We start from the raw sequence: 13,294 nt of genomic DNA, 5'->3' as shown, positions 1-13,294 counted from the left end.
GTGCTGATTGGGCTATTTTATTGTCAACATTACAAAACCTGACAATAAGATTCGGAATCGCTATGAGTTCACCTGCACCAGCAGCGGATGGTTCGCTGCTGCATCAACGCGCCTTTGTCGCTTTCTGGCTGGCGCGCACCTTCTCTTCCTTCGGTTTTCAGATGTTCTCCGTGGCGGTCAGCTGGCAGATCTACGCTATCACCCACAGTGCAATGGCGCTGGGGATGATTGGCCTGATGCAGTTTCTGCCGTCGGTGCTGCTGGCGCTGCCGGCCGGGCATATGGCCGACCAGTACGATCGCCGCCGTATTGTGCTGTGCGGGCAGCTCATGGAGTGGGGCGCGCTGCTGGCGCTGGTGCTGCTGACCTTTAATCACTGGTCGACTCAGCACGCGCTGTGGGGACTGGTGTTTCTTATCTCGATGGCGAAGGCGATTGAAGGCCCGGCAATGCAGTCGATGCTGCCCTCGCTGGTGCCGCCTGCGATGCTGGCGCGCGCCACGGCAGCGGGGGCGGTGAGCGGGCAAAGCGCGGTGATCCTCGGCCCGACTCTCGGCGGGCTGCTGTATGTTGCCGGACCAGAGGTGGTGTATACGGTGGCCGCGGCGTTTTACCTGCTGTCGATTATTATGGTCAGCCGCATCCGCTTTATCCGCGCCGCGCAGCCGCGTCTGCCCGCGAATATCAAAACGCTGTTTGCCGGGGTGAAGTTCATCCGCGAGCGCCGCGACGTGCTGGGCGTGATCTCGCTCGACCTGTTTGCCGTGCTGCTGGGCGGCGCCACTGCGCTGCTGCCAATTTTTGCCAAAGATATTCTGCATACCGGGCCGTGGGGGCTGGGGATGCTGCGCGGCGCACCGTCGGTTGGCGCGCTGCTGGTGGGCGTCTGGCTCAGCCGTAACAAGCTGGAGAAGAATGTCGGCATGATTATGTTTGGTTCCGTAGCCGGGTTCGGCGTTGCTACGCTGGTGTTTGCGCTCTCCAGCCAGCTGTGGCTCTCGCTGCTGGCGCTGGCCGCGCTCGGCGGTTTTGATATGGTCAGCATGGTGATCCGCGGGGCGCTGGTGCAGCTCGACACCCCGGATGATATGCGCGGGCGCGCCAATGCGGTCAACAGTATCTTTATTAATACCTCAAACCAGCTCGGGGAGTTTGAATCCGGCCTGCTGGCAGCAATGATGGGCGCGGTGCCTGCTGCGGTGCTCGGTGGCGTCGGCACCCTGGTGGTGGTCGCGGTGTGGATGACGCTGTTCCCGCATTTGAGGCGGCGGCAGAAGCTGGAGAATTCATAAGCCTTCGGGTCGGGCATGCCCGACCCCTACCAGGACCTGCCCCTGAGAGCCTTCGCAGTGGTCTAACCTAATGGCTGCGGCTAACCTGCATTAACTGTCGCCACACGCGGTTATGCAGTGCAAACAGCAGCATTTGATAAAATGCGGTCGAACGGATACAGCCGGCGCTAATTAACCACATTACGCCCCCGGTAATGGCTGCCGCCACGCTGGAACCAGCCCAATAACTGCTGGTCACTGCCGCGACAAGAGAACAGATTAAATACGCACTGGCCAGCATCAGGCTAATGGCGGAGAGTGCCAGGTGCATTTTGACCGCTGTAATACTGCCTTTGCCGATCGTAAACATCGTCACTGCATTGGCAGCAGCAAAGATCAACGAAGTTAACACTACCCAGATAAACACCTGCTGCGGGGGGAGATTTAACCCCGTCATTACGATATAGCCCAGCCACAGCTGGGGGATAGCGAAACTCAGAATGATTCCCAAAGTGCTGATAGCCGCAGGTAAACCCATTGTGTGCCATCCAACAGGTTTTCCCATCTGTTCTGAAAGCTGCTCTTTTAACTGCTGCAACTCTGTGTGGCTGGCATGCCCAATACGCGCACTCACCTGATTGCAATGCTGCAGGCGCTGGAGAAGTTGCTGAAACATACTATTATCCCGCAGGTTAATTTGGCGTAAAGGATTGAATGATACCCACAACATAGCGCCCAGTCTGAGATAAATTATGCGGATTACGAATGGTTCCGGTTAATGAACTCCCGGCGAATGCAGAAGCATTAGTTACCGCATTGATCAGTTCATTCTGTAACGATTTTTGCAGCGACTCGCTGGGGAAACGTTTGGGATAGACACCAGCGCGAATCGCTGCCTTTACTCCCGAACTCGATATGCCGGGGTTTTGTGCTTTTATAATTTCTTCAGTAATGCGTTTTCTTTCCGCCCGACTCAAATTTTTAAACCACTCAACAGCCTTACCAGATGAGGCCGCTTTCATTAATCGGTAGGTTTCCAGGGTTCCCTTCAATGCTACCCCAGCAGCAGCAAGAGATATCACATCAAGAATTGTACTGGTGGCAACGTACCAGTCCTGACTGTCCAGCCAGGCGACATCTGTACCATGATTAGTGCCCATTGCAAGCAGTCTACCCGCACCAATCATGCATTGCGCGCCAGTGGCCAGTGCACCAGCCATACTGATCGCCGCGATAATGCCGGTACCACCAGCAGTAAAAGGAACGGCTGCACCAGCACCAAAGGCCATAACCAGCGTAACTAACATTGCACCACAGGCGAAGCCAGTAGACGTAATTTCCGTTGCCAGTGAAGGGGTTGAAAGCGTATTAACAACCGCTTTTTGGGCATGCGACTGTGACATGTCTGGGACTTTGCTGATTACTACATGGCTGACCGTGCTCTGATTAACATCAGCAATGCGTTTTGAGGGGCGGACTAACCATCGCTGGCGGCCATCATCAAAAATAATTCCGACATGGTAAAAGTTGCGGGTGCAGTCGAGTTTATCGGCAAGCTTCTTAAAGTCGAAATCTGCACCGGCCTGATGACCAAGCCGGCGAGCCAAATCATAACCAGGCAAACTTGAATCTGGGGATTGCTGACCAGGATAAAACATAGCTTTACTCCATCATTCCATGAGGTTTAAGAACATCAGGCAAACTCGTTATCAGCGAATATGAATCCGTCAGGGTATCATATTGGTAAGTTTTATTAATGCAATTGGCGCTTTTTATCATGGCAGCGTTAAAAAATGCAATGTAAAAAAATTGGTGATGCCTCCCAGGCAGTGGCTACCGCAGTGCAATCCCGCCTTATTTTTGTGCAACTCCTGTTCTGACTCACGCGCTGAGTATTCCAACTTGTATCCCGCAACCTATCCCGGCGCCTCTTCAGCAACGATTTCCCTGATCTACCCATATCTGGCCCGCTTTATGCAGTGATAGCCTAAGTGCTAGCAATCAGGGTGGGGTGAAATATGTTTGACGATTTACTGGATGGCGATGCGACCAATCTGGCGGCGCATATTCGCCACGGCGAAGTCTCAGCGCTGGAGATTACCCGCGCTGCGCTTGAGCGCATGGAGAGCCGCGACGGGCAGATTCACGCGTTCTGTACGCCGACGCCTGAGCGGGCAATGGCGCAGGCCGCGGCGGTAGATGCCCGGCGTGCGCGTGGTGAAACGCTGCCGCCGCTGGCCGGGGTGCCGCTGGCGGTAAAAGACCTGATCTCCACCGCCGGGGTAAAAACCACTTCCGGCTCGGCTATCTATCGCGATTTCGTGCCGGATGAAGATGATATCTGCGTTGAGCGCCTGATGGCCGCCGGAGCGGTAATGCTGGGGAAAACCACCGCGCCGGAGTTCGGCTACAGCGGCGTGGGGGACAACCTGCTGTTTCCCGCGCCGCGCAATCCGTGGGATCTCAGCAAGACGCCCGGCGGCTCCAGCGCCGGGTCCGGGGCGGCGCTGGCTGCAAGACTGTGCCCGCTGGCGCTCGGCAGCGACGGCGGCGGGTCGGTACGTATCCCGGCGGCGCACTGCGGGGTTTACGGTTTTAAACCGTCGATGGGGCGCGTGCCGCTGTGGCCCGGCTGCCGCGACGATCGCTATCCCGGGGTCTCAAGCTGGGAGTCGCTGGAGCACATTGGCCCGATGACGCGCAGCGTGCGCGATGCGGCGCTGATGATGTCGGTGATGGCGGGACCGGATATGCGCGATCGCCACTCGATTCCCTGCAGCGACGTGGAGTGGCTCGGTTCGTTACGCCATCCAGTGCGCGGGCTACGCGTAGCCTTCAGCGCGGACTTTGGTTTTGTGGCGCTCGACCCGCAGGTCAGAGCGCTGGTCAGCCGCGCCGCCCAGCGCTTTGCCGATGACCTCGGCTGCACGGTGGAGCTCGTCGACCCGCCATTTGGCGACCAGGTTGAGTCATTTCGCGCCATAGTCGCGCTGGAAACCGACCTGAGCGGCATGCGCGCGCAGCTGCCTGAGTTTGGCGGGCAGATGGCCGCGCATCTGGTTGCCATGCTGCAACGACCGTGGCAGGCCGCCGAATTTACCGATGCCATGACGGCGCGCAAGAGGCTGGTGAATACGCTGTGGCGCTTTATGCAGGGCTACGACCTGCTGATTACCCCCACGCTGGCCACACCGCCATTCCCGCTGGGGATGCAGGGGCCGGAAGAGATTAACGGCCGCCGGGTGAGCAGCGATCACTGGCTGTCATTCTGCTTCCCGTTCAACTTCAGCGGCCAGCCTGCTGCCTCGGTGCCGTGCGGATTTACCGCCGAAGGGCTGCCGGTCGGGCTGCAGATCGTTGGCCGCCATCTCGACGATGCCCGCGTGCTGGCCGCCAGCGCCGCGTTTGAACGTCTCCAGCCGTGGAAACACCACCAACCTGCGCGGTTCGCGCCTGAACTCTGAGGAACACCCGTGAAAAAATCATCAGACAGTCTGCATCAGGAATTTGAGCACCAGCCGGTTCCGCTCAGCCATCGTCACTCTACGCGCTCCGTCTCGGCGGTGTGGTTTGGCTTCCCGATGATCCTCACCAACGCGCTGTTCGGCGGCATCATTACCTGGCACCTCGGTTTCTGGCCGGCAATTATCGCTATCCTGCTCGGCAACCTGGTGCTGTTTGCCTATGTCGGTGCGCTGAGCTGGTTTGCCGGCAATAGCGGAATGAACTTTGCGCTGCAGGCAAAACGGACTTTCGGTACCCATGGCTATATTCTGGTGTCCGGGTTTCTCTCCATCGTGGTGATCGGCTGGTACGCCTTCCAGACCGGGCTGACCGGGCTGGTGATCAACCAGACCTTTGGCTGGAATGCGCTGGCAGTAACGGCGTTTGCCATGGTGCTTTATACCGCCATCACTTTCCTCGGCGTGCGCGCGCTGTCGGTGCTGGGAATGATCGCGGCGCCGCTGTATGTGGTGCTCGGGCTGGTGGCACTGTGGCTGGTGTCAGAAAATCATGACTTCAGCACTGTCACTGAGTTTAAAGGCAGCGCCAGCGTAGCGGGCGGCATGACGCTGGGTACCGCCGTGACGATGGTTGTGGCCGGTTTTGCCGACTCCGGCACCATGACGGCAGACTTTACCCGCTGGTCGAAAAACGGCAGATCCGCCGTATTTGCCGCGTTCTCCGCGTTTCCACTGGCCAATGGCATCTCCTACCTGTTTGGCGTGGTGATTGTGGCGCTGGGCGCAGCGGTGGATCCGCTCAACAACGGCGGCAACTTCCTGCCGCTGCTGATGGGGCACGGCGTGCTGCTCAGCACCGTGGCCTGCCTGTTTGTCTTTATCAACCTTGGCTCGGTGTGTACCCACTGCCTGTACAACGGCGCGGTGGCCTTTAGCCATATCTTCAGCAGCAAAATGCGCATCTGGACCCTGATCCTCGGTGCGGCGGGCGGTGCGCTGGCGCTGGCCGGAGTGTGGCACTACTTCCTGGAGTGGCTCAGTCTGCTCGGCGTGGTGGTGCCGCCGTTTGGTGCGGTGATGATTGTTGACCTGATCCTTATGTCGCGCCTCAGCGGCCAGCGTAAAAATCAGCGTATTCGCGGCAGCGCCTTTGCCGGCTGGGCGTTCGGCAGCCTGTGTGCGGTGGCTGCGCATATCTGGTTTCCGCAGTTTGGCGAAGCGACGATCGGGCTGGTGGCGGGTGCGGTCGGCTATCTGGTGTTGATGAAGATCGGAATGGCGCGCACGGCGGATAACAAGGTCGCAATCCAGGCATAGCGGCAGGGGCCGAGTTTTTTTGCCCGGCCCTTTATTGACATAACTTACTCACTCTCATAACGTGGATTTCCAATAAAAAACATCGCAGGGAATACTTAATGAGCACGCGTTACGCCGACAGAATGGAGCTGGTCAAGCCTTCAGCAATCAGACAGTTATTACAGTTAGGGGCAGACCCTTCCATTATTTCCTTTGGCGGCGGTTACCCGGACTCCAGCCTGTTCCCGGCGCAGGCGTTGCAGGATATCTACGCCGAGCTGCTCTCCGGACCTGGCGAAGTCTCTTTGCAGTACACTCACTCGACCGGCATGCCAAAGCTGCGCGAGCAGATCGCCAGCCGCATGGCACGCGAAGGCCTCGCCTGCAGCGACGACAATGTGCTGATCTTACAGGGCAGCCAGCAGGGGCTGGACCTGGCGGCGCGCCTGCTGCTGAACCCGGGCGATATCGTTGCCACCGAAGCGCCGACCTTCCTGGGTGCGCTGCTGGCCTTCAACACTTGCCAGCCTGAGTATCTGGCCGTGCCGATGGACGAGCAGGGCATGATGACCGAGGTGCTGGAAGCCGAGCTGCAGGCCGGAAAGCGTATCAAATTCATTTATACCGTACCGGATTTCCATAATCCGACCGGTATCACGCTGTCGCTGGCGCGCCGCCGCCATCTGATCGCGCTCGCTAATCAGTACGACTTCATTATCCTCGAAGATTCACCGTACCGTGAAGTGCGCTATCAGGGCGAGAAAGTCGCCACGCTGAAAAGCATGGATAGTGAAGGGCGGGTGATCTATTTCGGCAGCTTCTCGAAAATTCTGGCACCGGGCCTGCGCCTGGGCTGGTCGGTGGCATCGAAAGAGATCACCGAGAAGCTCGGCCTGCTGAAGCTGGCCGCCGACACGCAGTGCAGCACGCTGAATATGGCGGCGGTGTCGCTGTATCTGGAGCGTCATGACATCGACGAGCATATCCAGACCATCAAAGCACGCTATCTGCGTAAGAAAGAGACCATGCTGGCGGCGATCAAGGCGCACTTTCCGCAGACCATCAGCTTCACCAACCCCGACGGTGGCCTGTTTACCTGGCTGGAGTTCCCGCAAGGGATCGATACCGCGCAGTTTATGCTGCACCATGCGATACCCGAGGCGAAAGTCGCCTATGTGCCGGGCGGGAGTTTCTTCCCCACGCTGCAGCGCCATAACTTCGCCCGCTTCAGCTACTCGACGCACAGCGACGAGAACATAGTTAAAGGGATTGCGACCCTCGGAAAGGTGCTGAAACAGCATCTTTAACCACTACCGGAGAGGGGGGTTTTTAGGAGGCGAGCGGGTCGGGCATGCCCGCCCCCTACGACGCCGGCACCTGTTTACCGGGGTAAGGCATGCCTGACCCGCTGGCGATTACTCCAGCGAACGCAGATGATCGTCGCGCCGCAGGCTCATCAGCGCCAGAATGCTGATGGCCGCAGTCACAATCACATAGTAAGCCGGGATATCGTTGTTGCCGGTCTGCTTAATCAGCCCGCTGATAATCAGGCCTGCACAGCCGGAAAACAGCGCATTGGAGAGGGAGTAAGCCAGCCCCAGCCCGGTATAGCGTACGTGGGTGGGGAACATTTCCGCCAGCATGGCAGGCCCGGGACCGGCAAGCATGCCGACCATCGCCCCGGCAAACAGCACGATCAGGCATTTCACCAGCAGGCCAATATCCGGCATCTGCAATACCTTCAGCAGCGGCCACGCGCACACCAGCAGCAGCACGCTGGCCGCAATCATCACCGGTTTGCGGCCGATGCGGTCGCTGAGTATGCCGGCAGGCAGGATGGTGAGGGCGAAGCCGATATTCGACAGCACCGCGATAACCAGCGCCTGATTCAGCCCGGTATGCAGCACCGACTGCAGGTAGGTGGGCATCACCACCAGGTAGGTATAACCCGCCGCCGACCACACCATAACGCGGCCGATACCCAGCAGAATGACGCTCAGCACCAGCCCGCTGCGCGCTGCCGTGGGTGGGTTGGCTGCACGCTGCGTATTGCTAAAGGTCGGCGTCTCTTCCAGCTGCATACGCAGCCAGAGTGCGACCAGCCCCATCGGCAGCGCGCTGATAAAGGGGATGCGCCAGCCCCAGGCATGCAGTGACTCCGGGCTCATCACGGCCGAGAGCGTGGCGACCACCCCCGCACCCGCCAGCAGGCCAAACGCCACGGTCAGGGATTGCCAGGCGCCATACAGCCCGCGCTTGCCCTTGGGGGCAAACTCCGTCATCAGGGAGACGGCGCCGCCGTACTCGCCGCCGGCGAACAGCCCCTGAAGGATGCGTAACAGGGTCAGCAGCAGCGGGGCGGCGACGCCAATCGAGGCATAAACCGGCACGAAACCGATCGCGGCGGTCGCCAGCGTCATCAGGATCAACACCGCAACCAGCGTCGGCTTGCGGCCGATTCTGTCGCCGATGCGGCCAAAGATAATCGCCCCGAGCGGACGGAAGAAGAAGGCAACGGCAAAAGAAGCCCAGGTCAGGATGATACCCGTCATCGCCGATTCGCCCTGAAGCGTAAAGAAGTTCTGCGCAATCACCGTGGCCAGAAAGCCGTACACGGCAAACTCATACCACTCAATAAAGTTACCCACCGCGCTCGCCACCAGCGCTTTCTTTCTTAACTGCTCAGGCTTTGTCATTGTTATTTTTACCTTCCGGGAAAACAGAGTAGATCAAGGGTAGTTACCCGCTTCCCGTCGGGCAAGCGAGTTTTGGTAGGGGACGGGCATGCCCGTCCTGACGCCTGCACCGCGCTGATTTTCGTAGTGGACGGGCATGCCCGTCCTGACGCATGCACCGCGCTCATTTTTCGTAGGGGACGGGCATGGCCGTCCCTGAAGCCTGCACCGCGCTGATGCAGCCTGCCAGAAAATGATGCCCCAAAGCGGAACGCGTAAAACCTGCGAAAACGCCAGTTCATTGATTACTGGCACTTTAAAAGCTGGCACAACTCTTGCTCAGTTAATGGCAGCAGCAGCGTTACACAGATAACTGAACACAATAGCAGGCTAGGGTTCCGGTCCACGCAGGTGGATGACTGGTCCGAGAGCTGGCGACCTCGGTTGGGGTTACACGGCGGGAGAAAAGCCCGGGAGACAGCAACACCACAGGTGTCGCGCTGCCCCTTTTTCCGTCAAACCGAGGTTACAATGAAACTTTCTCACATCCTCAGCATTTGCCTTCTCAGCGTCACCGCGCTGGCCAGCATTCCCTCACAGGCGGCCGCCAAAAAAGAGTTCAACGTCTGCTGGACCATTTACGCCGGCTGGATGCCGTGGGGCCAGATCGCCACCTCCGGCATCATCGACAAGTGGGCGGCTAAATATGGCATTAAAATCCACGTCACCCAGCTTAACGACTATATCGAATCCATTAACCAGTACACCGCCGGGCAGTTTGATGGCTGCACCATGACCAACATGGATGCGCTGACCATTCCTGCCGCCGGGGGCGTTGACAGTACCGCGCTGATCCTCGGTAGCTACTCTGAGGGCAATGACGGCATCGTGCTGAAAGGCAAGGGCAAGACCCTCAACGATCTGAAAGGGATGAAGGTCTACCTGCCGGAACTGTCGGTATCACACTATCTGCTGGTGCGCGGGCTGGAGAAAGCGGGCCTGGCCGAGAAAGATGTCACGGTGGTAAACACCTCTGATGCTGATATCGTCTCGGCGTTTGCCACCAGCAGCGTGCAGGCGGCCGTGGCCTGGAACCCTCAGCTCTCCGCTATCAAAGCCACGCCGGATACCACGGAAGTATTTGAGTCCTCGCAGGTGCCGGGCGAGCTGATCGATATGATGGTAGTCAACAGTGACGTGCTGAAGGATAACCCGGCGCTTGGCAAAGCCCTGACCGGGGCCTGGTACGAGATGATGAGCAAAATGAAAGCGGGCGATACCGATGCCCTGAATGCAATGGCAGCCGCTTCCGGCACTGATCTGAAAGGCTACCAGGCGCAGCTGAAAACCACCCACCTGTTTTACACCCCCGCCGACAACCTGAAATTCATTAGCGATGCCGAACTGGCGAAAACCATGCAGCGCGTGGCCCGCTTCTCATTTGAGAAAGGGCTGCTTGGCGACGGCGCGCAGAGTGCTGACTTTATCGGCATGCGCTTCCCCGGCAACGTCACCCAGGGCGACAGCAGCAACGTCAAACTGCGCTTCGACGACAGCTACCTGAAGATGGCCGCCGACGGCAAGCTATAACCCCACACAGAGGAGCCAACGCCATGCGGCAAATGAATCGTCATCCCGACAGAGGCATGCATCTGATGCTGGTGCTGCTGCCGTTTATTCTGGCGATCGCCGCCTATTTCATCGGCTCCGCCGTGCGGCTGGATGCCAACCCGCACGACAAACTGCTGCCAGGACTCGGGCAGATGATCGACGCGGTGCAGCGCATGGCGTTCACCCCGGACAAGCGCAGCGGCGACTATCTGCTGTGGATGGATACCGCCGTCAGTCTTGGCCGCCTGCTGCTGGGGCTGGGCATCGCCTCGCTGCTAGGACTGGCCTTCGGCATTGCCGCCGGAGTGTTTCCAATGTGGCGCTCGCCGCTGTCGTCGTTTATGACCGTGCTATCGATGGTGCCTCCGCTGGCTATCCTGCCGGTGCTGTTTATCGTCTTCGGACTCGATGAGCTGTCGAAAATCATGCTGATCGTCATTGGCATTACGCCGATGCTGGCGCGCGACCTTGAACAGCGGGCGCGGGAGATCCCGCAGGAGATCCTGATTAAAGCGCAGACGCTGGGGGCCAATAGCTGGACGGTGGTGCTGCGCGTGGTGCTGCCACAGCTGCTGACCCGGCTCCTGACCTCGCTGCGCCTGCTGCTGGGTTCCGCGTGGCTGTTCCTGATCTCCGCGGAGGCGATCTCCTCAACTGCCGGGCTGGGCTACCGCATTTTCCTCGTGCGCCGCTATATGGCGATGGATGTGATCCTGCCTTATGTGTTCTGGATCACGCTGCTGGCCTGGCTGATGGATCTTGGCCTGCGCCGCCTTAACCGCTGGTGCTTCCCGTGGGCCCAGGGAGAGAAATCATGAGCTTTATCAACATCAACAACATCTGGCAGGAGTATGGCAACCACGTGGTGCTGGAGAACCTCAACCTGAGCATCAACGAAGGGGAGTTCTGCACCATGGTCGGTGCCTCCGGCTGCGGTAAATCAACCTTCCTGCGCCTGCTGCTGGGCCAGGAGAAGCCAAGCCGCGGCAGCATCACGCTACAGGGCGAAACCCTGCCTGCGGAACCGGACGCCAGCCGCGGCGTGGTGTTTCAGCGCTATTCGGTCTTTCCACACCTTAACGTGCTGGATAACGTTGCCATCGGGCTGGAGCTGCCCGCTGCGCGCATCTGTGGCCGGCTGTTCGGCAGGCGTAAGCAGGCGGCGCGCCAGCAGGCGGCCGCGATGCTGGAGCGCGTGGGGCTGGGGCATGCGTTAAAGAAATATCCGGCGCAGCTCTCCGGCGGCATGCAGCAGCGGCTGGCGATCGCCCAGGCGTTCATCATGCAGCCGCGCATTCTGCTGCTCGATGAGCCTTTCGGCGCGCTCGATCCCGGCATCCGTAAGGATATGCACAGCCTGCTGCTGGAGCTGTGGCAGGAAACCGCGCTGACGGTGTTTATGGTGACGCACGACCTGTCGGAGGGCTTTAACCTCGGCACGCGCCTGCTGGTGTTCGACAAAGTGCGCATTGACCCGCACGAACCCAACGCCTGGGGCGCACGCATTACTTATGACCTGCCGCTGAACGAAACCCGACTGCGGCAGCGCCGTCAGCCCGCTGAAGTGCTGATGCACCCAACGGCTTTCGCCCACCCATCCACTCAGGAGATTTCCCATGACGCACCTCTATGAAGAGACCTTACCCGGCGGCGGCCACACCTCACTGGTGATAAAAAAGGGCCAGCTACTGCGCCTTACCGATCTTGAAGGCGGCGCCAACGTCAGCCTGATGCTGCTGAATGCCGATGAGAAAAGTGAACGCCTGAACCTGCCGGATACGCTGAAAGGGCAGCACACCGCCAGACTGACCGCCGGGCACTGCCTCTACTCAGATATGGGGCGCGTGCTGGCGGCCATCGTGACCGATACCTGCGGCTGGCACGACAGCTTTGGCGGCGTGCTGAATGCGGCAGAAGTGGCAGAGAAATACGGCGACGGCCGCTATCAGGAGCTGCGCAACGGCTTCTACCGCAACGGCAGCGATAATCTGCTGGTGGAGCTGGGCAAGTGGGACCTGCGGCTGGAAGACCTGCTGATGGTGCTTAACCTGTTCAGTAAGGTGAGCGTTGATGAAGCGGGCAGCTTCCGGTTTCATCAGAACCACTCCGCGCCGGGCAGTGTGGTTGAGCTGTACGCCCCGATGAATACGCTGGTGGTGCTCACCGCGCTGCAGCACCCGATGGACCCGAACCCGCACTATGCGCCGCGCCCGGTGCAGCTGGCACTGCGAGATGCCCAAGATGAACAGATGCTGGAAGGGTGTAAAACCTTGCGCCCGGAGAATCTGCGCGCCTTGCAGAATATTGAACGCTTTAACGTGACAGGAGCCGTCTGATGACCTTAATCACCAGCGCTAAGCAGGCCAGCGATGCCGTATTGCGCCACACCATTCCGGCGGGTGAACCCTATCTGTTTGAAGTGAAGAAGGGGCAGACCGTGCGCCTGCACGATCTGGAGGGCAATCAGGCCGTTGATACGCTGTTTTACAGCACTGCCAACCCGCGCGAGCGCTATGACGCCCAGCGCACGCTGCGCCGCCAGAATAACGCCTACCTGACCAGCGGCAGCGTGCTTTACTCCAACCTTGGCAACCCGCTGCTGACCATTGTTGCCGACACCTGCGGGCGCCACGACACCCTTGGCGGTGCCTGCGCCCAGGAGAGCAATACCGTACGCTATCACGCCGATAAGCGCTACATGCACAGCTGCCGCGATAACTTCCTCTGCGCCTGCATCCACGATGGCCGCCTGCACAAGCGCGACATCGCCGCCAACATCAACTTCTTTATGAACGTGCCGGTGACGCCGGAGGGCGGGCTGACCTTTGCAGACGGCATCTCCGCCGCCGGGAAATATGTCGAGCTGCGCGCCGAATGCGACGTGATTGTGCTGATCTCCAACTGTCCGCAGCTTAACAACCCGTGCAACGGCTGGAACCCGACCGCCGCCGAAGTGCTGGTGTGGAACTGAGCCGCC

Annotated in this window: 12 protein-coding genes and 1 riboswitch; of the genes, 9 read left to right on the top strand and 3 right to left on the bottom strand. The window is 59.4% G+C overall.

Annotation, left to right across the window (positions count from 1 at the left end; all coding sequences use genetic code 11):
• The first annotated feature begins 62 nt into the window (after window positions 1-62).
• Window positions 63-1,292 carry an MFS transporter gene (locus tag J2Y91_RS19490; RefSeq protein WP_133623613.1) on the top strand — a complete coding sequence of 410 codons (1,230 nt, stop codon included), beginning with the start codon at window positions 63-65 and terminating at the stop codon, window positions 1,290-1,292.
• Between the two features lie 67 nt (window positions 1,293-1,359).
• Here J2Y91_RS19490 and J2Y91_RS19485 read toward each other — a convergent pair whose 3' ends face one another.
• Both J2Y91_RS19485 and ssp4 read right to left on the bottom strand, forming a co-directional pair.
• Window positions 1,360-1,947, bottom strand: coding sequence for a hypothetical protein (locus J2Y91_RS19485; protein ID WP_133623614.1), 588 nt, complete (start codon window positions 1,945-1,947; stop codon window positions 1,360-1,362).
• Window positions 1,948-1,963: 16 nt separating this feature from the next.
• Window positions 1,964-2,929 (bottom strand): Ssp4 family T6SS effector, encoded by a 966-nt coding sequence (gene ssp4 / locus J2Y91_RS19480; RefSeq protein WP_133623615.1) that lies wholly within the window; start codon window positions 2,927-2,929, stop codon window positions 1,964-1,966.
• A 360-nt stretch (window positions 2,930-3,289) separates the two neighbouring features.
• On the opposite strand from ssp4, the gene J2Y91_RS19475 reads away from it, so the two are divergent.
• The 3 genes from J2Y91_RS19475 to J2Y91_RS19465 all read left to right on the top strand — a co-directional run bounded on the left by J2Y91_RS19475 (window position 3,290) and on the right by J2Y91_RS19465 (window position 7,338).
• The gene (locus J2Y91_RS19475; protein WP_133623616.1) at window positions 3,290-4,735 is read left to right on the top strand and encodes an amidase; all 1,446 of its coding nucleotides are present in this window, start codon (window positions 3,290-3,292) and stop codon (window positions 4,733-4,735) included.
• A 9-nt stretch (window positions 4,736-4,744) separates the two neighbouring features.
• Window positions 4,745-6,052, top strand: coding sequence for a cytosine permease (locus tag J2Y91_RS19470; RefSeq protein ID WP_133623617.1), 1,308 nt, complete (start codon window positions 4,745-4,747; stop codon window positions 6,050-6,052).
• A gap of 98 nt (window positions 6,053-6,150) precedes the next feature.
• A complete protein-coding gene (locus J2Y91_RS19465) occupies window positions 6,151-7,338 on the top strand; it encodes an aminotransferase-like domain-containing protein (RefSeq protein WP_133623618.1) in 1,188 nt (395 codons plus the stop codon).
• A gap of 108 nt (window positions 7,339-7,446) precedes the next feature.
• Here J2Y91_RS19465 and J2Y91_RS19460 read toward each other — a convergent pair whose 3' ends face one another.
• Window positions 7,447-8,727 (bottom strand): MFS transporter, encoded by a 1,281-nt coding sequence (locus J2Y91_RS19460; RefSeq protein WP_133623619.1) that lies wholly within the window; start codon window positions 8,725-8,727, stop codon window positions 7,447-7,449.
• A 358-nt stretch (window positions 8,728-9,085) separates the two neighbouring features.
• Window positions 9,086-9,185: riboswitch (guanidine-I (ykkC/yxkD leader) on the top strand.
• A gap of 52 nt (window positions 9,186-9,237) precedes the next feature.
• Between J2Y91_RS19460 and J2Y91_RS19455 the strand changes: the two genes are divergently transcribed.
• The 5 genes from J2Y91_RS19455 to J2Y91_RS19435 are packed head-to-tail and all read left to right on the top strand — an operon-like array spanning window position 9,238 to window position 13,288.
• Window positions 9,238-10,296 carry a putative urea ABC transporter substrate-binding protein gene (locus J2Y91_RS19455; protein ID WP_133623620.1) on the top strand — a complete coding sequence of 353 codons (1,059 nt, stop codon included), beginning with the start codon at window positions 9,238-9,240 and terminating at the stop codon, window positions 10,294-10,296.
• A 23-nt stretch (window positions 10,297-10,319) separates the two neighbouring features.
• Entirely contained in the window at window positions 10,320-11,135 is an 816-nt protein-coding gene (locus J2Y91_RS19450; protein ID WP_099753843.1) for an ABC transporter permease, read from the top strand.
• The gene (locus J2Y91_RS19445) at window positions 11,132-11,950 is read left to right on the top strand and encodes an ABC transporter ATP-binding protein (protein ID WP_133623622.1); all 819 of its coding nucleotides are present in this window, start codon (window positions 11,132-11,134) and stop codon (window positions 11,948-11,950) included. The genes J2Y91_RS19450 and J2Y91_RS19445 overlap by 4 nt, the downstream gene beginning before the upstream one ends.
• Window positions 11,934-12,653, top strand: a complete 720-nt coding sequence (locus tag J2Y91_RS19440; RefSeq protein ID WP_133623623.1) for an urea amidolyase associated protein UAAP1 — start codon at window positions 11,934-11,936, stop codon at window positions 12,651-12,653. The genes J2Y91_RS19445 and J2Y91_RS19440 overlap by 17 nt, the downstream gene beginning before the upstream one ends.
• The gene (locus J2Y91_RS19435) at window positions 12,653-13,288 is read left to right on the top strand and encodes an urea amidolyase associated protein UAAP2 (protein WP_133623624.1); all 636 of its coding nucleotides are present in this window, start codon (window positions 12,653-12,655) and stop codon (window positions 13,286-13,288) included. The genes J2Y91_RS19440 and J2Y91_RS19435 overlap by 1 nt, the downstream gene beginning before the upstream one ends.
• Window positions 13,289-13,294 lie beyond the last annotated feature (6 nt).

The organism is Erwinia aphidicola, assembly GCF_024169515.1.
Taxonomy (GTDB): Bacteria; Pseudomonadota; Gammaproteobacteria; order Enterobacterales; family Enterobacteriaceae; genus Erwinia; species Erwinia aphidicola.
The sequence above is the reverse complement of the archived record's forward strand: the minus strand, read 5'-3'. Positions and strand labels throughout refer to the sequence as shown.